Annotated in this window: 20 protein-coding genes; 13 read left to right on the top strand and 7 right to left on the bottom strand. The window is 38.7% G+C overall.

Translation table 11 applies throughout. The features are described from left to right. Nucleotides 1-15 precede the first annotated feature (15 nt). From V1225_RS02565 to dnaA, 7 genes are all read right to left on the bottom strand, one after another. Entirely contained in the window at nt 16-750 is a 735-nt protein-coding gene (locus V1225_RS02565) for a sigma-70 family RNA polymerase sigma factor (RefSeq protein ID WP_160201013.1), read from the bottom strand. Further along, on the bottom strand, nt 747-1,145 hold the full coding sequence (locus tag V1225_RS02560; RefSeq protein ID WP_160201012.1) for an ATP-binding protein: 399 nt from the start codon (nt 1,143-1,145) through the stop codon (nt 747-749). Before V1225_RS02560 ends, V1225_RS02565 begins: the two co-directional genes overlap by 4 nt. 383 nt (nt 1,146-1,528) lie before the next feature. Next, nucleotides 1,529-4,036 carry a DNA gyrase subunit A gene (gene gyrA, locus V1225_RS02555; RefSeq protein ID WP_338547520.1) on the bottom strand — a complete coding sequence of 836 codons (2,508 nt, stop codon included), beginning with the start codon at nt 4,034-4,036 and terminating at the stop codon, nt 1,529-1,531. A gap of 17 nt (nt 4,037-4,053) precedes the next feature. Then, a complete protein-coding gene (gyrB, locus tag V1225_RS02550; protein WP_338547519.1) occupies nt 4,054-5,985 on the bottom strand; it encodes a DNA topoisomerase (ATP-hydrolyzing) subunit B in 1,932 nt (643 codons plus the stop codon). 205 nt (nt 5,986-6,190) lie between these two features. Continuing rightward, nucleotides 6,191-7,288 (bottom strand): DNA replication/repair protein RecF, encoded by a 1,098-nt coding sequence (recF, locus tag V1225_RS02545; RefSeq protein ID WP_160201009.1) that lies wholly within the window; start codon nt 7,286-7,288, stop codon nt 6,191-6,193. A 2-nt stretch (nt 7,289-7,290) separates the two neighbouring features. Beyond that, nucleotides 7,291-8,406: a DNA polymerase III subunit beta gene (gene dnaN / locus V1225_RS02540; protein ID WP_161908787.1), complete on the bottom strand. Its 1,116-nt coding sequence runs from the start codon at nt 8,404-8,406 to the stop codon at nt 7,291-7,293. Nucleotides 8,407-8,551: 145 nt separating this feature from the next. Further along, the gene (gene dnaA, locus V1225_RS02535; RefSeq protein ID WP_160201007.1) at nt 8,552-9,889 is read right to left on the bottom strand and encodes a chromosomal replication initiator protein DnaA; all 1,338 of its coding nucleotides are present in this window, start codon (nt 9,887-9,889) and stop codon (nt 8,552-8,554) included. Nucleotides 9,890-10,174: 285 nt separating this feature from the next. Here dnaA and rpmH point away from each other — a divergent pair, with 285 nt between their 5' ends. The 13 genes from rpmH (at nt 10,175) to V1225_RS02470 (ending at nt 21,586) form a co-directional block, all read left to right on the top strand. After that, nucleotides 10,175-10,309, top strand: coding sequence for a 50S ribosomal protein L34 (rpmH, locus tag V1225_RS02530; protein ID WP_160201006.1), 135 nt, complete (start codon nt 10,175-10,177; stop codon nt 10,307-10,309). A gap of 7 nt (nt 10,310-10,316) precedes the next feature. Further along, nucleotides 10,317-10,658, top strand: a complete 342-nt coding sequence (gene rnpA / locus V1225_RS02525; protein WP_160201005.1) for a ribonuclease P protein component — start codon at nt 10,317-10,319, stop codon at nt 10,656-10,658. After that, complete coding sequence (gene yidD, locus V1225_RS02520; RefSeq protein WP_160201004.1) at nt 10,655-10,885, top strand: membrane protein insertion efficiency factor YidD; 231 nt, start codon at nt 10,655-10,657, stop codon at nt 10,883-10,885. The genes rnpA and yidD overlap by 4 nt, the downstream gene beginning before the upstream one ends. 13 nt (nt 10,886-10,898) lie before the next feature. Next, nucleotides 10,899-11,603 (top strand): YidC/Oxa1 family membrane protein insertase, encoded by a 705-nt coding sequence (locus tag V1225_RS02515; RefSeq protein WP_160201003.1) that lies wholly within the window; start codon nt 10,899-10,901, stop codon nt 11,601-11,603. A gap of 8 nt (nt 11,604-11,611) precedes the next feature. Continuing rightward, a complete protein-coding gene (gene jag, locus V1225_RS02510; protein ID WP_338547518.1) occupies nt 11,612-12,433 on the top strand; it encodes an RNA-binding cell elongation regulator Jag/EloR in 822 nt (273 codons plus the stop codon). A gap of 47 nt (nt 12,434-12,480) precedes the next feature. Continuing rightward, complete coding sequence (gene mnmE / locus V1225_RS02505) at nt 12,481-13,851, top strand: tRNA uridine-5-carboxymethylaminomethyl(34) synthesis GTPase MnmE (protein ID WP_338547517.1); 1,371 nt, start codon at nt 12,481-12,483, stop codon at nt 13,849-13,851. A gap of 12 nt (nt 13,852-13,863) precedes the next feature. Further along, a complete protein-coding gene (mnmG, locus tag V1225_RS02500; protein ID WP_338547516.1) occupies nt 13,864-15,744 on the top strand; it encodes a tRNA uridine-5-carboxymethylaminomethyl(34) synthesis enzyme MnmG in 1,881 nt (626 codons plus the stop codon). A gap of 1 nt (nt 15,745) precedes the next feature. Next, the gene (gene rsmG, locus V1225_RS02495) at nt 15,746-16,450 is read left to right on the top strand and encodes a 16S rRNA (guanine(527)-N(7))-methyltransferase RsmG (RefSeq protein WP_338547515.1); all 705 of its coding nucleotides are present in this window, start codon (nt 15,746-15,748) and stop codon (nt 16,448-16,450) included. Between the two features lie 88 nt (nt 16,451-16,538). After that, a complete protein-coding gene (locus V1225_RS02490) occupies nt 16,539-17,321 on the top strand; it encodes a ParB/RepB/Spo0J family partition protein (protein ID WP_251631507.1) in 783 nt (260 codons plus the stop codon). 103 nt (nt 17,322-17,424) lie between these two features. Beyond that, nucleotides 17,425-18,198: an AAA family ATPase gene (locus tag V1225_RS02485; protein ID WP_160200997.1), complete on the top strand. Its 774-nt coding sequence runs from the start codon at nt 17,425-17,427 to the stop codon at nt 18,196-18,198. Beyond that, on the top strand, nt 18,198-19,100 hold the full coding sequence (locus tag V1225_RS02480; RefSeq protein ID WP_338547512.1) for a ParB/RepB/Spo0J family partition protein: 903 nt from the start codon (nt 18,198-18,200) through the stop codon (nt 19,098-19,100). The genes V1225_RS02485 and V1225_RS02480 overlap by 1 nt, the downstream gene beginning before the upstream one ends. A gap of 74 nt (nt 19,101-19,174) precedes the next feature. Next, nucleotides 19,175-19,699: a SprT-like domain-containing protein gene (locus V1225_RS02475; RefSeq protein ID WP_160200995.1), complete on the top strand. Its 525-nt coding sequence runs from the start codon at nt 19,175-19,177 to the stop codon at nt 19,697-19,699. A 138-nt stretch (nt 19,700-19,837) separates the two neighbouring features. Beyond that, entirely contained in the window at nt 19,838-21,586 is a 1,749-nt protein-coding gene (locus tag V1225_RS02470) for a DHH family phosphoesterase (RefSeq protein WP_251614023.1), read from the top strand. The last annotated feature ends 10 nt before the right edge of the window (nt 21,587-21,596 follow it).

Here is a 21,596-nt window from a genome sequence, read left to right as displayed (position 1 = left end):
TTATGCGGCTCTTTTCTAGTGTTTCAGTTCCTCCTGAAACCGGCTGATAATATTTTTCTCAGCCCGCGACACGGTCATCTGGGAAACGCCGAGAGCCTTTGCAATTTCTGCTTGAGAGCGGTTATGGATAAACCGCTGCTTGCATATGTAAAGCTGCTGCTCACTGAAAGTAGCCATGACCTTTTTGATAATCTCAGAGATTTCAATCCGTTCATAGCCTTTTTCCACAAAACCGGCATACTTTTCGAGAAGCGGACTTTCCCCATCTTCTCCCATGTCATCAAAGGTTTTATCAAGAGAATAAGTACCGTAAGCCTGGGAACTTTCCTGTGCCTCGATAATCTGCTCCTTTGAAAAGCCTGTAGCCTTGCTGATTTCTTCCACCGTCGGTTTACGATGATACTCCGTGTAAAGTGTTTCCTTAGTTTCCTGGACCTTCGCGGCAATCTCTTTCAGGCGGCGGGGAACCTTTAAACTCCATTGCTTGTCCCGGAAATATTTTTTGATTTCTCCCAAAATAGTTGGTGTTGCAAAAGAGCTGAACTCATATCCTTTTTCCGGATCAAAGCGCTCCACAGCAGAAACAAGAGCAAGAGCACCAACCTGATAAAGATCGTCATATTCTACGCCTTTTCCTAGATATTTCCGAATCAGAATGTCTACCATGTAAAGATGTTTTTCTACAATTTCGTTACGAAGTTCTCTGGTGGGATTGTCTTTGTATTTGATAAACAATTCTTGTTCCATCATAAATATTTCACCATTTTTATTGACTTTTGTCCGTTCTCTAAAACATTAATTTCTACTTCATTCATCAGTGTTTGAATAACATAAACACCGATATTTCCTTCAGTTGGGCAGTTTTTGCAAGGTTTATGCAGCTTTTCAAGGGTATGATTTTCACATCTGTCTTCTATGATGATTTCAATCCTCCCTTCCTCTACGCTGCATTGCAGTTCGTACTTGTCGGAAAATCCGTCAAAACCATGGCAGGATACCAGTTTGCAAGCCTCAGATACAGCTGTTTTTATATCTTCAGCTCCATCAAGATCAAAACCTGCGGTTACTGCTACCGAGCTGATTGCAAGACGCAGCATTGTCAGATATTCCGGTTTTCCCGGTATTGTAAATTTTAACTGATCCATTTAAATAACTCCTCTATCAGCATAATTTTTATAAATCCAATAACTGGCTGTGAATGTACATATATTCGCAAAAAATCCTAAAAATATGCATAACGCTCTGCATATTTTTTTAAAAACTTTCAAAAATATGTACAGTCAAAGCTGTTGAAAGGCAATTTCATTGTTCATTCGGCAGCTTTTTTAGTTCTTAGCTGCGCAAATGTGCATATTAAAGGCATTTTTTCTTAAAATATGCACACAGGAGTGCATATTATCGACAAAATCCTCCAAAATATGTACAGAAAAATATAAGTGAAAAGAAACGATGTGCAGTGCCAAAAAGAAGAAAGCTGTCGCTCCATCTAAACGAATCTTTAAACTGTGCGACAGCCTTTTATTTTTAATTACAGAGTAAGCTGTTCGTCACCGTCTTCTTTCGGTGCTTCTTCCTTTGCAGGTTTTTCTTTTACTTCCTCTTCCTCATCTTCTTTGATTACTTTTGCCATAGCGACAATTTTTACTTCGTCTTCGACCTTCATAATCTTTACACCCTGGGTTGCTCTGCCCAGTTTGGATACTTCTCCAGCTCTGATTCTGATGATGATTCCATCTGAATTAATCATCAGAGCTTCATCATCTTCATCGACAACCATTGCACCGATAAGAGCACCGGTCTTTTTGAACTTGGATTTATCATAAGTCAAAAGACCTTTACCGCCGCGCACCTGAATCTTATAGTCTTCTACAGGAGTTCTTTTACCGTAACCATTTTCTGTTACTACCAGCAGCTCCTGACCCGGTTCAACAAGTTCCATTGCTACAACTTCATCATCTTTTTCAAGCTTAATTGCACGAACACCACCGGCAATTCTACCCATGCTTCTTACATCTTCTTCAGAGAAGCAGATACATTTACCATTTTTGGTTACTATGATTACATTGTTGCTTCCAGTAGTTTCTTTGATACCGATTAACTGGTCGTCATCCTTTAAGTTGATAGCAATAAGACCAGTCTTTCTCTGCGTATCAAACTGAGAAAGCGGTGTCTTCTTAATCGTACCGTTCTTAGTTACAGCAATGAGGAATTTATCATCTGCAAATTCCTGTACCGGAATAATTGCTGTAATTCTTTCTCTCTGCATTAAATTCAGGAAATTTACAGCAGGTGTACCTTTGGCTGTTCTTGTCGCTTCTGGAATTTCAAATGCTTTAATCTTATGAGCTTTTCCTGTATTGGTAAAGAACATGAGATAGTCGTGAGTAGAGGTCATAATCAGGTCTTTTACAAAGTCGTTTTCTCTGGTCGTAATGCCTGTAATGCCCTTACCGCCACGTCTCTGTGCTTTATAGGTGTCAGCCGGAACTCTCTTGATATATCCAAGATGCGTCAAAGTAATCGCTACTTTTTCTTCTGCAACTAAGTCTTCATCGTCAAATTCATCTACATCTGCAACCATCTTGGTTCTTCTGTCATCACCGTATTTTTCTTTGATTTCCAGAAGTTCATCTTTTACAACACCCATGAGCAGTTTTTCATCAGCAAGCAGCGAATTAAAGTAAGCGATTCTTTCCATCAGCTCAGCATACTCTTTGTCGATTTTTTCTCTTTCCAGTCCTTGCAGTCTGGCAAGTCTCATATCCAAAATTGCCTGAGCCTGAATTTCTGAAAGTCCGAAACGTTCCATCAACTTTTCTCTTGCGTCATTATATGCGCTTCTGATGATTTTAATAATTTCATCAATATTATCAAGAGCGATACGCAGACCTTCTAAGATGTGGGCTCTGGCTTCGGCTTTTTTCAGGTCAAATTGAGTTCTTCTGGTTACAACTTCCTTCTGGAATTTCAAGTACTCTGAAAGAATGTCATAGAGATTAAGAACCTTTGGACGACCGTCTACCAAAGCAATCATAATCATGCTGTAGCTTTCCTGCAGCTGTGTATGCTTATATAATCTGTTCAGCGTAATCTGAGGATTTGCATCTCTCTTCAGTTCGATGACGATACGCATACCGTTACGATTGGATTCATCTCGGATTGCAGAAATGCCTTCGATTCTCTTATCCTTTACAAGTTCTGCCATCTTTTCGATGAGTCTAGCTTTGTTTACCTGATAAGGAATTTCCGTTACAATAATTTGTGAACGCCCTCTATCAGTTTCTTCAATTTCGCAACAGGAACGAACCTTTACCTTACCGATACCGGTTTTGTAGGCTTCTCTTACGCCGTTCTTTCCAAGGATAGTCGCACCCGTTGGAAAATCTGGTCCTTTGACATATTTCATCAAATCTTCTACAGTTGCTTCTTCGTTATCAATCAACTCTACTGTAGCATCGATGACTTCACTGAGATTATGCGGCGGAATGGAAGTTGCCATACCTACGGCGATACCGTTGGAACCATTTACTAAAAGGTTAGGAAATCTACTTGGCAGCACTACTGGTTCTTTTTCTTCACCGTCAAAATTATCTACAAAGTTTACCGTTTCTTTTTCAATATCCCTGATCATCTGCAGAGAAAACGGCGTCATTCTTGCTTCTGTATAACGCATTGCAGCGGCGCCGTCACCATCGACGGAACCGAAGTTTCCGTGACCATCTACCAACATATATCTGGTAGAAAAATCTTGTGCCAGTCTTACCATAGCATCGTAAATAGAGCTATCGCCGTGTGGGTGATATTTACCCATTACTTCACCGACAATACGGGCGGATTTTTTATGCGGTTTATCCGGTGTAACGCCCAGCTGGCTCATACCGTAAAGAATTCTTCTGTGAACCGGCTTCAGTCCGTCTCTGACATCAGGAAGGGCACGTCCTACAATAACACTCATGGAGTAGTCGATGTAGGATTTTTTCATTTCTTTAGATATCTCATGCTGTTCTAATTTTGTATCTTCTAATAATGTATTCATACTTTTGCCCTCCTTTCTTAAATGTCAAGTTCTGCTAAGTGTGCATTATCTTCGATAAATTTCTTTCTAGGCGGAACCTTATCTCCCATCAACACTGTAAATACTTCGTCTGCAGCTGCAGCATCGTCGATGGTAATCTGAATTAAGGTTCTGTTATTGTAGTCCATCGTGGTTTCCCAAAGCTGATGGAAGTCCATTTCACCAAGACCCTTGTATCTCTGAATGTCTATTTTACCTGCTTTTCCGTCTTCCTTCAGCTTCGCCATCAGTCTGTCCTGCTCAGGTTCACTGTACGTATAGTAAACCTCTTTGCCTCTTTTTGTCAGGAAAAGCGGCGGTTTTGCAGCATAAACATAACCACCTTCGATCAATGGCGTCATATATCTGAAGAAGAAAGTCAGCAACAGCGTTCTGATGTGCGCACCGTCGACGTCGGCATCGGTCATGATGATAATTTTGTGATATCTCAGCTTGTTTTCATCAAATTCGTTGCCGATACCACAGCCAAACGCAGTAATCATATTCTTGATTTCATCAGAATTTAAAATCTTGTCCAGTCTTGCTTTTTCTACATTTAAGATTTTACCACGAAGCGGAAGAACAGCCTGTCTCAATCTGTCACGACCTTGCTTTGCGCTGCCACCTGCGGAGTCACCCTCGACTAAGAAAATCTCAGACTTTGCCGGATCCTTTTCAGAACAATCGGCTAGTTTTCCTGGCAAAGCAATACTGTCAAGAGCACTTTTTCGTCTTGTCAATTCTCTTGCTTTTCTTGCAGCTTCTCTGGCTCTTGATGCACGGAGACATTTTTCTAATATAACTTTCGCCTGAGTTGGATTTTCTTCAAGGAAAGCTGTTAAATTTTCACTGGTAGAAGTTTCTACGAAACCTCTCATCTCAGTATTTCCCAGCTTTGTCTTAGTCTGTCCTTCAAACTGAGGTTCTGTCAGTTTTACAGATACGATGGCTGTAATACCTTCTCTTACGTCTTCGCCGGCAAGGGAATCGTCATTGTCTTTCAAAATCTTATTTTTTCTTGCATAGTCGTTGAATACTCTTGTAAGCGCTGTACGGAAGCCTGCCATATGGGTACCGCCTTCTGTAGTACTAATATTATTGGCATAAGAAAGAACCATTTCGTTATACCGATCAGTATACTGCATGGCAACTTCCAGTTCCATATCCTTTTTGCTTACTTCAAAATAGATGATTTCCTCATGGAGGGCATCTTTATTATTATTCAGATGCTTTACAAATTCCTTCAGACCGCCTTCATAATGGAAAACTTCTTTCTTTTTCTTTCCTTCTCTTTCATCAGAAAGAACAATCTTAATTCCCTTGTTAAGGAACGCCATTTCTCTAAGTCTGTGCTGCAGAGTATCATAATCGTACTCTGTAGTTTCCTGAAAAATTTCAGGATCCGGCCAGAAAATTGTCTTAGAACCTGTCTTCTTGGATTCCCCTACGATTGCGAGAGGTGCAACAGTTTTACCTCTTTCATATTCCTGTCTGTAAATGTTTCCGTTTCTCTTAACTTCTACTTCCATTCTAGTAGAAAGGGCATTAACAACGGAAGCACCTACACCGTGCAGACCGCCGGAAACCTTATATCCTCCTCCGCCGAATTTACCGCCGGCATGAAGGACTGTATGAATAACTTCAACAGCTGGAATGCCAAGTTTCGGGTGATTATCAACCGGCATACCTCGACCGTCATCTTCTACCATAATAGAATTATCTTTCTGAATGGTTACATTGATAGATTTACAGTAACCAGCAAGTGCTTCATCCACACTGTTGTCAACAATTTCGTATACCAGATGATGGAGCCCTCTAGGTCCGGTACTGCCTATGTACATACCAGGTCTTTTACGAACTGCTTCAAGACCCTCCAGTACCTGAATTTGGGCGGCGTCATACTGATTTTGATTTTTCACTTCTTTGCTCATCTTACACCCACCTTATATCAATTTTTATTTTCTCTGTTAATTTTAAGCGCTTTTTCCATTATACACTAAAACAAGCGATTTTACAAGAAAATAAGTGTATTTTATCATTTTTACCTTAACTCTATTAAAAAAGCCGCAGAAACGTTAATTTAGTACGAAAAAACCTATTAAAAACTGTCGATATATATCGTAATTCTTAATAGGTTTAATTTTCTCTCATTTCCCCTTTCTCGATGTAAATCACTTTTGCTTCGGGAAAGGATTTTAAAATTTCACCGGAAATATCAGTCGTAGTAATAAAAAGCTGATTATTTTTCAAGGTTTTTATCAGATATTCCTGTCTTTCAATATCCAGTTCACTCATCACATCGTCAAGGAGCAGAATCGCATCTTCTTCGGTTTCTTCTTTAATCAGATTCAGCTCAGCCAGCTTCAGTGAAAGAGCACAGGTACGCTGCTGACCCTGAGAACCAAAACTTCTCATATCAATCCCATTGACATAAAATGAAATATCATCTTTATGAGGTCCTTTTGTAGTAGTGCGCTGGCGAAAATCATTTTTAAAGGCTTTTTTGATTTCATCATAAAAAAAACCTTCCAAATCTTCTAGCGATTCCATATATGCAACATTAGGATTATACTCCAGAAAAAGACTCTCTTTTCCATTAGTAATGCTGCTGTGGATCTTTCCACTGAAATTACTGATTTTTTTGATGAACTTTTCTCTAATATGAATGATTCGTGCGCCGTAATGAGCAAGCTGGGTATCCCACAAATCCAAAATGCTGTTATCTATATTTTCTTCTTTCAGATAAGTGTTTCGCTGAACCAATGTTTTCTTATAGTTAGTCAAGCTGTCATAATAGAGAGGTTGTATCTGACAAAGCTCTCTATCTATGAACTTTCTTCTCTTTTCCGGCTCATCTTTGACGATTTTCAAATCCTCCGGCGAAAAAATTACAATCAGGATATTTTCAAGAAGTTCAGACGTTCGTTTGATATTGATGCCGTCTTTTTTTATGGATTTCTTGGCGTCTTTTTTAATGGTAATTTCTACAGAAGTGTCAAAGACTTCTTTTTCAGCTTCTACCTTAACTTTTGCTATGGATTGATCAAATTTTACAAGATCGCTGTCCTTATTGGTTCTAAAAGATCTACCAATAGAAGTAATGTATATACTTTCCAGTAAATTAGTCTTTCCCTGGGCGTTATTACCCAGGAAAAGATTTACATTTTTATTAAAATCCACTTTTAAATGGTTATAATTTCTAAAATTAGTTAACTCTATATTTTTAATGTACATAATTAATTGTTGGTGATTCTAACAGGAAGAATCAAGTATTCAAATGCTTCCCCTTCAATTGGCTCTACAAGGCAAGGGGTAATTGGTGTGTTGAAGTACATATATACTTCTTCATCATCGATAGATTTCATCACGTCGAGGACATATTTTGCATTGAATCCGATATCCAAATCTTCTCCTTCTTTAGAAATGATAACTTCTTCTTTTACATTTCCCTCTTCAGACTTAGAAGTGATGGTAACGATGGTATCTTTGATGGACATTTTAATGAGATTGTTCTTTCCTTCTTTAGAAAGCAAGGAAGCTCTTTCTATACTTTCCATCAAATCTCCTTTGTTGACTTTCACTTTTATTTTATTGTCTTTTGGAAGCACATCCTTGTATTTGATGAATTCACCGTCAAGAAGTCTGAGGACAACCTTTACGCTGCCAATCATAAAGATAGCTTTTTTATCACTCATGAAAAGTTTTACATTTTCATCTTCTTCTGATGCATCACTTAAAATCTTACTGATTTCGTTCATAATTTTTGCAGAAATAATGACGTTCTTTTCTTCTTTATTAATCATAGCTTCTCTGGTGATTGCCATTCTGTAGCCATCGATTGCAACCATGTTTATACCATCTGCTAAAAGCTCAATAAGAATACCTGTAATAACACCTTTTGATTCATCAATGCTGGCAGCAAAAGATGTTTTTCTAATCATCTCTTTTAAAATTGTTTTATTGAATACGATATTGTCTTGATTTTCTTCTATATCTTTTATATTTGGAAATTCATCAGGAGAAAGACCTATGATACTGAACTGAGAATTCATGCATTTGATGATTACATTTCCTTCTTCCTGTTCCACACTGACATCGGCATTAGGAAGCTTTCTGATAATATCGCCAAAAAGTTTTGACTGTACTACAATGGAACCGCTTTCGGTGTTTTCAACTTCAATTGTTTCTTCTATCGTAATATCTAAATCTGAGGCTGACATTTTTAATGTGCCGTTATCAGATACTTCTAAAAGGATACCTTTTAAAATTGGAATAGTGGTTCTCGATGTGACCGCTTTGGACACGATATTTAATGCTTTGGTGAGAACTGATTGGTTGCATGTGAATTTCATACTTAAAACCTCCGAAATGCCATCTTTTTCTTATATTAATTTAGTAGTAATAGTAGTAGGGGCTGTGGATTCTGTGGATAACTTTTCTGCCCCTTGCAATATCTTAAAAATTTAAAGTTAAAAATTTGTGGATAAGCTGTAAAAGTTATTCAGAAATATCCTTTTTTAGGTTTTCTATAATTTCTTTGACTGATTCATTGCTTTTTATTTCATCCTGAATTTTGTCACAGGCATGCATAACTGTAGTGTAGTGTCTGCCGCCAAAGAGATTTCCAATCTTAGGAAGGGAATAATCGGTTAATTCTCTGCAGAGATACATGGCAATCTGTCTTGGAAATGCAATATTGCTGGTTCTCTTAGAGCTCTCCATATCAGAAACCTTGATTTTAAAGTATCTGCTGACAATGGTTTTGATTTTCTCAGGAGTAGGACTGGTTCCGTTGTTTTGAATGATGTCCTTGAGAATTCTTTTTGCAAAGGTTTTATCGATTTTTTCTTCCATAAGGGTGGAAAAACTAACGATTCTATTAAAGGCACCTTCCAGTTCTCTGATGTTATCTTTGATTTTTTCAGCGATGAGACAAATGACTTCGTATAATTCGTCGTCCATTTCAATGTTGGCATTTTCTGCTTTTTTCATTAAAATTGCAACTCTTGTTTCATAGTCAGCCGGCTGTAAATCAGCAATCAGGTTCCACATAAATCTGGATCTCAGTCGTTCTTCCAGTTTGTCCAGTTTATTCGGCGCCCGGTCACTGGAAATGACAATCTGCTTATTTAGATCATACAGAGAATTAAAGGTATGGAAGAATTCTTCCTGCATGGTATCTTTTCCCTCCAGGAACTGGATATCATCGATGAGAAGTACATCGACTTTTCTGTATTTGTTTTTAAATTCTCTGGTTTTGTTTTCTCCCAGCGCCTTGATAAACTCATTGGTAAACATCTCGGAAGATACGTAGAGAACGTTGAGATTCTCGTTGTTTTCCAGAAGATAAATACCAATAGCATTCATCAGATGCGTTTTTCCAAGTCCGGAACCGCCATAGATGAACAGCGGGTTATATGCTTCCGATGGAGATTCGGCAACGGCAAGGGCTGCTGCATGGGCATACTTATTGCTGCCGCCTACAACAAAATTATCAAAGGTGTATCTTGGATTAAAAATTTTCTGCTTGCGCAGCTTTGGATCCATTAAAACTGGCTGCTGCGGAGCCTCCTCCTTACTGGATTCGTAGTCGCTGCTATTTTTGATTACAACGCGGTATTCTTCTCCGGTTACAGTTTTGAAACTGGACTCAATCAGCTGTAAATAACGGTCTTTTAAAACTTTGATAATAAAATCTTCATCGGTTTCTAAATAGACGATTTTTACATTTTTGTCAATGTTGTTGATTTTAAGTGGTTTAAACCAGGTATTATAGCTGATTGATGTTGTATTTTCTTCAATGATATTTAAAACTTGATTCCATATACTTTTCATTTTCTGCCCTCAATTTCATGGTGTAGTTTTATTGTACCTAATAAGTTATCCATATACAAGTACAAATTTAAAAGGTTGAAAAATAAAATTTCCATATAGTTATCCATATCTTGTGGATAATTTTACGCACATACCTGTTTTTATATAGCAGCATGGCTATTTAAGAACAAAAAAAGACAAAATCATTGACAAGCCAAGCCTTTGTAAGTATAATAGTAAGGCATATGTGCGCATATTGGAATTTAGATTGCGTATGAGTTTACAATTTATAAGGAGGTAAAACCAATGAAACAGACTTATCAGCCTAAAAAAAGACAGAGAATGAAAGAGCACGGCTTCAGAAAAAGAATGAGCACCAAGAATGGCAGAAACGTTCTTAAGAGAAGAAGAGCAAAAGGCAGAAAAAAATTAACTGCTTAATTTTGAAATGCTTAAAAAAAATGTTTTAAGAAGAAAAAGTGACTTTACGTCTATTTATAATAGAGGTAAATCTGTAGGGGACAGATATGTGGTCGTTTTTTACAGAAAAAATAACCTTCCCTACACCAGAAAAGCTTTTTTAGCTAGCAAGAAAGTTGGCAATAGTGTCAAAAGAAATAGAGCCAGACGTTTAATGAAAGAAAGTTTTAGACTGACAGATTTTAAAATTCCGGAAGGCTATGATTTGATTTTTATTGCTAGAAATACTATTGTCAACGCTAAGTGCCAAGATGTGAAGAAGTCTTTAGAATCAGCACTGAAAAGAACCGGGGTAACGAAAAAAGCATGAAATATATCAGCAGATTTTTTAAAGGAATCATGATTTTCCTGATTCGGGTATATCAGAAATGTATTTCGCCCTTGTTTCCGCCTACCTGTAGGTTTTATCCTACTTGCTCCACCTATTTTATACAGGCTCTGCAAAAATACGGGGCAATCAAAGGTAGTTACTTAGGAATAAAACGAATTTTAAAGTGTCATCCGGGAAATCCCGGCGGCTATGACCCTTTAAAATAACGGAGGAAATTTAATGTTTATCTTTAACATATTAGCTACTCCTTTGGGATGGCTTCTGACGCAGCTGTATAATATCATTGGAAATTACGGCATTTGTTTGATTATTGTTACCTTAATCGTGAAAATTGCCCTTTATCCAGTGTATAAGAAACAGATTTTTTCGACTGCGGGTATGGCTGAAATGCAGCCAAAGATTCAGGAGCTTCAGAGGAGATATGCAAACCAAAAAGAAGTTCTGAATGAAAAGATGGCAGAGCTTTACAAAGAGGAAGGTTTTAATCCTATGAGCGGTTGTCTGCCTATGATTGTGCAGATGATTATCATTATGGGACTCTTTGCACTGCTCAGAAACCCTATGATTTTCATTTCGGATGAAAGTATGTATTTTGCAATACATGAACCATTTTTGTGGATTAAAGATCTAAGCCAGCCTGATTTGTGGATTTTGCCAATAGCGGCTGGTATTGCTACTTTCTTCTCTTTCTGGATGAATCAGCAGACCAATCCTAATCAGATGGCTGGAGGTAACTTCATGACTAACATGATGAAGTACTTCTTCCCGATTATGATTGTATGGTTAGCAAGATCTTATCCTTCTGGACTTGCAATTTACTGGTTTATGAGTCAGTTTATTCAGATTTTCTTTAATTTGCGTTTTAACATGCTTAGAAAGGCTCTGAAAGAAAATAAAAAAAATAACAAAAAGAAAAAGAAGTAGTAAGAGCTATGGAGGAAAAAATTAATATGGAGTTTTCGGAAAAATGGGGAACCGATGTGGAAACAGCTGTAAAGCTGGCATTGGATGAACTCAAATTGACCATAGACGAAGTTGATGTAAAGGTTTTAGAAGAACCTTCCAGAGGTTTTTTTGGAATTGGTTCTAAACTGGCATTAGTCAGAGTTGAGAAGAAGAAACCGGTAGAAGAACCAAAAGAAAAGCCTGCTGTAAAAGAAGTAGTTTCTGAAGTAAAGAAACCGGCTTCTGAAGAAATCAAAAAACCAAAGACTGAGGCGAGAAAAGCGCCAAAAACTGAGAAGACTGAAAAAAAGGCAAGACCTGAGAGAAAATCTTCTGTAGAAAAAGAAGCAGGAGAACTTTTTCCTGTAGAAAATCATATCGCCCTAGAATTTCTTTATGAAGTAACAGAGCAGATGGGTTTAGAAATTGAAATATCTGCAAGAGCAAATGAAGAAAATGTATTTATTGATATTCAGGGTAAAGACTCTGGTACCATCATCGGTAAAAGAGGACAAACCCTTGATGCAATTCAGTATTTAACAAGTCTGGTTGTAAATAAAGATACAGAAAACTACATTAGAGTCGTTGTCGATGCAGAGAATTACAGAGCTAAAAGAGAAAAGACTCTCGAAAAATTAGCAAATAGACTTGCCGACAAAGTAGTAAAAACTAAGAGAAGTGTAAGACTTGAACCGATGAATCCTTATGAACGTAAGGTTATTCATGCAACTCTTCAGCATAATTCCCGCGTTACAACAAGAAGCGAGGGACAAGATCCGTACAGAAGGGTTATCATTGAGCTCAAATAATTTATAGCCCGCAGCAGATGCGGGCTTCTTTTTTCAAGGAGAAATAAATGGAAGATACAATTGCTGCAATTGCAACCGCACCAGGAGAGGGCGGTATTGGAATTATCAGAATCAGTGGAGAACATGCTTATAATATATTAAGACGTGTATTTCGTCCTGCACATCCTGAATCCTTAGAAAATAGAAAAATGTCCTATGGACATATACTAAATCCACAGGCAAATAGTATCATAGATGAAGTACTTTGTGTCTATATGAAAGGTCCAAAGACCTACACTACAGAGGATGTAGTAGAAATCAACTGCCATGGCGGCATGGTGCCGCTGCGCAAGACTTTGGAACTGGTACTGCAAAGTGGTGCAAGAATGGCAGAGCCGGGAGAATTTACCAAGCGTGCATTTTTAAATGGTCGTCTCGATTTGTCTCAGGCAGAAGCTGTTATCGATGTGATTCGCGCAAAGACCGACAAGACCTTTAATGTTGCAATGAACCAGCTGGAAGGCGTATTTTCCGGTACTATTAAAGAAATTAGAAAAAAACTGGTAGATATTTTAGTAAATGTCACAGTCAATATAGACTATCCTGATGAGGATATCGAAGAAATTACTTATGAAAAGTTAGAAACGGATTTAATAGAAGTAAAATCCGAAGTGAATCGTTTGTTGGCAAGTGCAGAAACAGGAAAAATTATAAAGGATGGACTTGCAGTAGCAATTATAGGAAAACCTAACGTTGGAAAATCTTCACTGATGAATAGTCTTCTTCGTGAGTCCAGAGCTATTGTAACTGAAATTCCTGGAACTACCAGAGATACCATTGAAGAGTATCTCAGTGTAAAGGGAATCCCTGTAAGACTGACCGATACCGCCGGCATCAGAGAAACCAGTGATATTATAGAGCAAATCGGTATTGAAAAATCAAAGGAATCTTTCAATCAAGCCGATTTAGTTATTTTCATTTTAGACTGCAGTAAAGATTTTTCTGCGGAAGACAGAGAAATTATGGAGCAAATTGATGAAAAGAAAACAATTGTAGTTTTAAATAAAATTGATCTCCCTGCGAAAATTGATGAAAGTGCAGTTAGAGACATTTTACCAAATGCTTATGTGATGAAAACTTCTATGGAAACGCAAGAGGGAATCGGTGACATCGAAGAAAAAATTGTTTCTATGGTGTATGATGGAAAAGTGAGTCAAAATAATAGTCTCATCGTAACCAATGTGAGACATAAAGACATTTTGGTTAAAGCTGAAAAATCTTTGGGTGATGCGATTGCTATGACACAGATGGGAGAGGCTTTAGAGTTTATTGAAATTGATATCAACAGCGCCTACGCGTCTCTTGGTGAGATTATAGGAGAGACTGTTCAGGATGATATTATCAATGAAGTTTTTTCAAGATTTTGTTTAGGAAAGTAAGTTAGGAGAAATATGGAACAAGTATTTATGGGTGAATACGATATTATTGTTGTTGGTGCAGGTCACGCAGGATGTGAAGCTGCACTGGCTTCTGCACGTATGGGTAATCGCACAATGCTGTTTACCATTAATCTGGAAGCAATCGCCATGATGCCTTGCAATCCATCTATTGGAGGAACTGGTAAAGGTCACTTGGTTCGAGAAATTGATGCTCTCGGCGGCGAAATGGGAAAAAATATTGATAAAACCTTTATACAAAGCAGAATGTTAAATACAGCAAAAGGACCGGCGGTGCACTCGCTGCGTGCGCAGGCTGATAAACATAGATATCATACTGAAATGAAGAAAACCATAGAACAGCAGGAAAATCTGCATGTAAAGCAGGCTGAAATTGTGGATTTGATCATAGAAGAGGGAAAAGTATGCGGTGTAGTTACAATGACGCATACATATTATAAGGCGAAGGCAGTGGTGCTGGCTACTGGCACGTTCTTGCGTGGTAAAATTTTTATTGGAGACAGCGCTTATTCAAGCGGTCCAAATGGACTCGCACCTTCTATAGAGCTTGCAGATAATCTGAAAAAACATGGCATGAAGCTGCGCAGATTCAAAACCGGGACACCGGCAAGAGCGCTTGCTTCTACCTTTGATTACACAAAGATGACAGAGCAGAAAGGCGATGAAAGAATTGTACCTTTTTCTTTTATGAACGATGAGCTGGAAAAAGAGCAGGTTTCTTGCTGGCTCACTTACACCAATGAAGAAACCCATACTGTGATTCGAAATAACTTTCATCGATCTGCTTTATTTGGAGGACAAATAGAAGGTATAGGACCTAGATATTGTCCATCTATCGAAGATAAAATTAACAGATTTGCAGATAAAGAGAGACATCAGACATTTATTGAGCCAGAGGGACTGGATACTGAAGAAATGTATATCCAAGGTATGTCTTCCAGTTTACCTGAAGATGTGCAAGAACAATTTTATCATACTATACCAGGGCTTGAAAATATTATTATCACAAGACCTGCTTATGCAATTGAATATGATTGCATTGACCCGCTTGATTTAAAACCTAATTTAGAAAATAGAATGATTAAGAATTTATTTTGCGCTGGTCAGTTTAATGGAAGTTCCGGTTATGAGGAAGCAGCTGCACAAGGATTAATGGCGGGAATTAACGCTTCTCTGGAAATAAATGGAAATGAACCGCTGATTCTGGACAGAAGTGAGGCTTATATTGGCGTTCTCATCGACGATCTCGTGACTAAAGGTACAAATGAACCTTACAGAATTATGACCAGCAGAGCGGAATATAGACTGGTTTTGAGGCAAGACAATGCAGATTTGCGTTTAACGGAAAAATCTTACAGGTTAGGATTGGCAGATAAAGAAAGATATGACAAATTCCTCGAAAAGAAGAGAATTGTGGAAGAAGAACGTCAGAGAATGGAAACGACTTATATTTATCCGAAAGATGCGAATGCATTTTTAGAAAGTGTAGGCAGTGCACCGCTGCAGAATAAGGCAACTTTGGCAGAACTTCTGAAACGTCCGGAAGTAACCTATGAAAATATGGCAGTGATAGATCCTTCTCGAAGAGCGCTGACTTCTCATGCAAAGACTCAGCTGGAAGTGCAGATCAAATATGAAGGATATATTGCTAAGCAGATGGCGCAGATTGAAAAGTTTAAAAAACTTGAGAATAAGGCCCTTGATGAGAAACTAGACTATACTGACATTGAAGGGCTTCGTCTGGAAGCAGTGCAGAAGCTGAACCAGCTGAAACCTAGATCAGTAGGGCAGGCATCTCGCATTTCCGGTGTATCCCCGGCAGATATTAATGTAATTTTAGTTTATTTAGAAAAGATCAGAAGAAAGAAAGCATAATATGAAAGCATTAACTGAAGCATTTGAACAATTGCAGATTCCATGGGAACAGGATATGGAAGAGAAATTTGTCGGCTATATGGAAGGCATTTTGGAATGGAACGAAAAGATTAATCTGACTGCGATTAAAGACAGAGATGAATTTATAGTAAAGCATTTGGTCGATTCCATACTTTGCGTTGGTTTTCCAGAATATCAAAACAGTGAGAGCGTCATAGATGTAGGGACAGGAGCAGGGTTTCCGGGCGTACCTCTTTCTATCGTTAGTCCCGATAAGGAGTTCCTTTTGGCGGATTCTCTGAACAAAAGATTAAAAGTAATCGACGATTTAACTGGAAAGCTGGGAATATATAATGTTGAAACGATTCATGGAAGAGCAGAAGAGCTAGCAAGGAATAAGAATTATAGGGAACGATTTGATCTTTGTGTTTCCAGAGCTGTTGCTAATATGGCGGTACTTGCAGAATATTGTCTTCCTTTTATCAGAAAGGGTGGATATCTCCTTGCATATAAAGGTCCTGATGCGGAAGAGGAACTGAAGAATGCGGAAAAAGCTATTAAAATACTTGGCGGGAAAATCATACGAATAGAATCAACGCCGCTGGAAGGATACGAACATAATATAGTCGTAATTGAAAAGATTAAAGATACTCCTGCGAAATATCCTAGAAAAGCAGGAACTCCGGTGAAAGAGCCCATATTGTGATAGAATATGGGTTTTTTTGTTGGGCATTTTTTCTACATTTCCCTGGAAAACATGGTATGCTGTTATTAGGAAAAGAAAGGGGGATTATATGTTACAAAGGAAAAGTGTGGAACTACCTATAGGTTCCATCAGAGCCAATCCGGAGCAGCCGAGAAAGCATTTTGCGGAAGAGGAATTGAACGATCTTAAAAATTCTATTGCTGAATATGGGGTATTGCAGCCGATAATTGTCAAAAAAGATAAAAGTGGGTCTTTTTTTCTTATTGCAGGGGAGAGAAGACTTCGTGCTGCAAAGCTTGCAGGGCTCACGAAGATTCCAGCTCTAATTAAAGACTTCGACGATAAGGATACAGCATTGATTGCGGTAGTAGAAAATGTTCAAAGAGAAAATCTCAGCTACATAGAAGAGGCTTATGCCTATAGAAAACTGATCGAGGATTTTGGTCTGACACAAGGAGAACTTTCTGAGAAGATTGGAAAGCGTCAGTCTACAATTTCTAACAAATTGAGAATCCTTACGCTCCCACCTGATATACAGCAAAAGCTGATTGAAGCAAAGCTGACGGAACGACACGCCAGAGCGCTGCTTAAAATAGAGGATTCAGTAATTCGAGAAAAAATTCTTCAAAGGGTAATCAGTCACAATCTCAATGTAAAGCAGACAGAAAAATTGATTGATGATTATCTGACAAAAGATGAAGCAGAATATAGGAACAGAAGAAAAATTAATTATATCAGCTATAAAATTTATACTAACACAATTCGAAAAGCTTTTGCACAAATTCACGATATGGAGGAGAATTCTAAGATGACAGAAGAGGATAAGGGTGAATATATAGAACTAAAAATCGTGATACCAAAAAATCAATGATGTTTCACGTGAAACATCATTGATTTTTTTTCGTAAAACAGTAGCAAAATTGCAGCGAATCATATATAATGTCTATAGTACATTCTTTGCAGGAGGAAAAACATTGGGAAAAGCAATTGCAATATTTAATCAGAAGGGTGGCGTAGGTAAGACTACAACCAATATCAATTTAGGTGCAAGTTTGGCGCTGAAAGATAAGAAAATCCTAATGCTGGATATAGACCCGCAGGGAAATACTACCAGCGGAATCGGTATTTCTAAAAAGGATTTACCTTATACGGTATATGACCTGCTCATTGAAGATAACTTTGACACCCGCAAAGCGATTATTCATACGAATATAGAAAATCTGGATATTATTCCGGCCAGCATTGATTTAGTTGGTGCAGAAATTGAAATGGTAGCCCTGGAAGGCAGAGAAAGACGTCTGCGAAAAGCGATAGAGAAGGTTAAGGACTTCTATGACTATATCTTTATCGACTGCCCCCCATCGCTGGGACTTTTGACGATAAACTCGTTGACAGCTGTAGAAAGTGTGCTGATTCCAATTCAGTGTGAGTTTTATGCGCTGGAAGGTGTAAGTCAGCTGGTGAATACAATTGAACTTGTAAAAAAGAGCCTCAATACTTCCCTGGAAATTGAAGGAGTTATTTTAAGTATGTTCGACGGCAGAACAAATTTATCTATTCAGGTTGTACAGGAAGTAAAGAAGTATTTCGGCTCTAAAGTTTATTCAACAGTAATTCCTAGAAACATCAGACTGGCAGAAGCACCTAGTTTCGGTATGGCAATTACAGAGTATGACCCAAAATCTAAGGGAGCAGAAGCATATCGTGACTTTGCGGAAGAATTTCTGGAGTGGGAGGAAAATAAATAATGGCATCAGGAAAGACAAAGAACAGGGGACTGGGAAGAGGACTTGATGCGCTGTTTGCTGATCAGGCGCCAGTGGTGCAGCCAGAAGAGACTGTGAAAGCACCTACTATGGCAGATGAAGAAAACGCAGTAGTATATATTAATATTAATGATATCAAACCCAACGAAAATCAACCACGAAAGGTATTCAATGAGGAAAAAATCAGCGAGCTGTCTGATTCAATTTTAGAACATGGAATCATTCAGCCACTGGTAGTTAGAAAGAGCAGTACTGGGTATGAGATTGTTGCCGGTGAAAGAAGATGGCGAGCTGCCAGAAAAGCAGCACTGAAAGAAGTCCCATGTCTGATTCGTAAGTTTAACGATGAAGAGAATATGCTCATTGCAATTATAGAGAATATGCAGCGTGAAGATCTGAATCCGATTGAGGAAGCGGAAGGACTGAATCAGATGATTAAAACCTACGGCTTGACGCAGGAGGAAGTTTCCAAAAGTGTCAGCAAAAGCAGACCGTACATTACCAATGCGCTGCGTCTTTTAAAACTGCCGCCTCAAATTCAAGATTTAGTAACGGAAGGAAAAATTTCAACCGGACATGCAAGAGCGCTCATTTCGATAAGCGATAAAAAGTTGCAGGCAGAGCTTTGCAGAAAAATAATAGAAGAAGGACTGTCTGTTCGTAAGATAGAGCAGTTGGTACAGGCTGCGGGAAAACCAAAGAAGCGACCTGTAAAAAAAGTGAAGAGTGCAGATACGGTTCACGTAGAGAATGAACTAAAAAACATTTTCGGCACTAGAGTTTCCATCGAGCAAAAAGGGAAAAAAGGAAAGATTGAATTAGAGTATTATAGTGCGGAAGAATTAAATCGTTTAATAGAATTATTGAAATCTGTGGAATTATAATATTTGTTTCACATGAAACATCAAGGAAATGCCTCTTGAAGCAAGAGGCATTTTGCTATATCAGGATGAAGAGTATGATAGAATTTGAACATAGAATCAGAGTGTTGATGAAAGAGGCAGAGGAAGAACTGCGCAGCATAGGTATTAAACCTTCAAGTAAAATACTGGAAATTAAAGCGAACCACAGGGCCAAAAAGAGACTTGGCTGCTGCAAGGTAGAGAAAAAAGGTCTTGGACAGGTTTTCCGAATTGAGATTTCCACTGCGCTAGCAGATGCCAGAGATAAAGCTTTGAAGCAGGTCATCCTTCATGAGTTGCTCCACACCTGTCCAGGCTGCTTCAACCATGGAACAAAATGGAAAAAACTGGCTAAAATGGTGAATCAGACATACGGATACCACATACAAAGAATGAGCACCTCAGAAGAGCTGGGAATAACAACTCCGGCAGCGGAGCAAAGGGTTCATTATAAATATTGTATTCGCTGCAAAAGATGCGGTAGTACCAGCTATCGTATGAGAAAAAGCAGGGTCGTGGATGAACCGCAAAAATACCGGTGTGCAAAGTGCGGTGGTGCATTAGAGGTAGACCAAATTTAGAAAATGTGGTATACTATACTGTAAACCCTATGAGTAATCCCTAGGGAATTATCACAGAAACAACACGAAGAAAACCAGCTAATGTGATATATTAATGTATATTGCACTGGTTTTATGCGCTAAAAAGAGGGACGAGAAATGGCAAAAATTTTGTTTGAAAAAGAAATTTCATCTAAAATACCTTTACCTGTCTGCATTATTAACAGTAAAGGGAAAGTGGTAAGCGCCAATGAGCACATCGGAGATGTGTTTATTTATGACGGAATTGAAGATGCGGACTTTTTTGCCTTAACCGGAATAAAGACCTCTGATTTATATAGTAAGGTGGACGAGGGAACACACTTCTTTCTGGAAAGAAACGGGAAGCAATTTAAGCTGATTATCAGTAGAGAAAGTGGGGAAGAGGACGCGAACCTTTTGGTATTTTTCTATGATATAACCAACTTTGAGAATTTGAAAGATCGGTATAACGATGAACGCGTATGCGTGCTTAGAATCGTTATAGATAATTACGATGAGTTTGAGGCCAGCACTCTGCCAGAAATGCGGATGCGCATTACCGCTGCTGCCGATAGTGTGATTCGTCAGTGGGCTGCCAAAAACGAAGGCTCTATCAACAAACTGAACAATTCACAGTATGTCATGTACTGCCAGTATTCTCATTTAGAGAATATTATCGAAAATAAGTTTGGTATTTTGGACGAGATTAGACAGATTGAGACGGAAGCGGATTTTCCGATGAGTCTGAGTATCGGGGTAGGCGTTGGAGGAAAGAACCTGATTACCACAGAGGAATACTCCAGAGCCGCTATGGATCTTGCACGAGGACGCGGAGGCGATCAGGCTGTCATTAAACGTGTCAGCAAAATCGAGTATTATGGCGGGAAAATGCAGACTGTAGAGAAGGGAAACAAAGGAAAATCCAGAGTTATCGCCCATGCATTGAAACAGCTGATTGAGCAGTCAAAGAAAGTGATCATCATGGGTCATGTTCACCCGGATATGGACTGCTTTGGCTCGGCGCTGGGCATTCACAGACTGTGCGCTATGTGCGGCAGAACTGCATATATTCTTCTTGATGAAGTGATAGGATCTTTGCAGGAAATTTATGAGCAGGCTAAAGAAAGCGATAATTATATTTTTGTTAACAACAAAAAAGCTGAAAGCCTGGCTGATGAAGACACGCTGTTGATTATAGTAGATACCCATAGACCTAGTTATGTTGAAAACAGAAATTTGCTTACAATGACAGAGCGAATTGTGGTTATCGATCATCACAGAAAAGCAGAGGATTATGTGGAAAATCCGATTTTGTCCTATATTGAATCCTACGCTTCTTCAACAGCAGAGCTGGTCAGCGAGATTCTGCAGTATGCAGCGCCAAAGAAAACACTTATTAAGCTGGAGGCAGAAGCGCTCCTTGCAGGAATGACAATCGATACTAACCGCTTTGCTGTAAAGACCGGCGTCAGAACTTTTGAGGCTGCGGCATGGCTCAGACGATCCGGCGCAGACACTGCAGAAGTAAAGCGATTTTTCCAGACTGATCTGGAGGCATTTAAGATTCGTGCAAAGTGTATTGCAGCTGCGGACTTTCACGAAAAAGGCGTTGCAACCTCCATCTGTGAAGGCTGCAATGAAGATGCGCAGGTAGTAAATTCTCAGGTTGCAGATGAGCTTTTGACTATCAAGGACATTAAAGCTTCCTTTGTGGCAGGAAGAACTTCACAGGGAAAAACAGTAATAAGCGCCAGATCTTTGGGGGAAATCAACGTACAAGTAATTATGGAAAAACTGGGCGGGGGCGGACATCTAACCACGGCGGGTGCGCAGGTGGACTGCAGCCCTGAGGAAGTTATAGAGAAAGTGTTGGAATTACTAAAATAAAAGGAGAGAT

Source organism: Emergencia sp. JLR.KK010 (assembly GCF_037018265.1).
Lineage (GTDB): Bacteria > Bacillota > Clostridia > Peptostreptococcales > Anaerovoracaceae > Senimuribacter > Senimuribacter intestinalis.
Note: the sequence above shows the minus strand (reverse complement) of the source record. Positions and strands in the feature narration are given on the sequence as shown.

Coding starts and splice junctions, on each gene's coding strand:
- V1225_RS02565 (WP_160201013.1), bottom strand. CDS start 750: ATGATGGAACAAGAATTGTTTATCAAATACAAAGACAATCCCACCAGA.
- mnmE (WP_338547517.1), top strand. CDS start 12,481: ATGGAAGATACAATTGCTGCAATTGCAACCGCACCAGGAGAGGGCGGT.
- V1225_RS02515 (WP_160201003.1), top strand. CDS start 10,899: ATGTTTATCTTTAACATATTAGCTACTCCTTTGGGATGGCTTCTGACG.
- mnmG (WP_338547516.1), top strand. CDS start 13,864: ATGGAACAAGTATTTATGGGTGAATACGATATTATTGTTGTTGGTGCA.
- dnaA (WP_160201007.1), bottom strand. CDS start 9,889: ATGAAAAGTATATGGAATCAAGTTTTAAATATCATTGAAGAAAATACA.
- V1225_RS02470 (WP_251614023.1), top strand. CDS start 19,838: ATGGCAAAAATTTTGTTTGAAAAAGAAATTTCATCTAAAATACCTTTA.
- yidD (WP_160201004.1), top strand. CDS start 10,655: ATGAAATATATCAGCAGATTTTTTAAAGGAATCATGATTTTCCTGATT.
- V1225_RS02560 (WP_160201012.1), bottom strand. CDS start 1,145: ATGGATCAGTTAAAATTTACAATACCGGGAAAACCGGAATATCTGACA.
- jag (WP_338547518.1), top strand. CDS start 11,612: ATGGAGGAAAAAATTAATATGGAGTTTTCGGAAAAATGGGGAACCGAT.
- recF (WP_160201009.1), bottom strand. CDS start 7,288: ATGTACATTAAAAATATAGAGTTAACTAATTTTAGAAATTATAACCAT.
- V1225_RS02475 (WP_160200995.1), top strand. CDS start 19,175: ATGATAGAATTTGAACATAGAATCAGAGTGTTGATGAAAGAGGCAGAG.
- rsmG (WP_338547515.1), top strand. CDS start 15,746: ATGAAAGCATTAACTGAAGCATTTGAACAATTGCAGATTCCATGGGAA.
- dnaN (WP_161908787.1), bottom strand. CDS start 8,406: ATGAAATTCACATGCAACCAATCAGTTCTCACCAAAGCATTAAATATC.
- rnpA (WP_160201005.1), top strand. CDS start 10,317: ATGCTTAAAAAAAATGTTTTAAGAAGAAAAAGTGACTTTACGTCTATT.
- gyrB (WP_338547519.1), bottom strand. CDS start 5,985: ATGAGCAAAGAAGTGAAAAATCAAAATCAGTATGACGCCGCCCAAATT.
- V1225_RS02480 (WP_338547512.1), top strand. CDS start 18,198: ATGGCATCAGGAAAGACAAAGAACAGGGGACTGGGAAGAGGACTTGAT.
- V1225_RS02490 (WP_251631507.1), top strand. CDS start 16,539: ATGTTACAAAGGAAAAGTGTGGAACTACCTATAGGTTCCATCAGAGCC.
- gyrA (WP_338547520.1), bottom strand. CDS start 4,036: ATGAATACATTATTAGAAGATACAAAATTAGAACAGCATGAGATATCT.
- rpmH (WP_160201006.1), top strand. CDS start 10,175: ATGAAACAGACTTATCAGCCTAAAAAAAGACAGAGAATGAAAGAGCAC.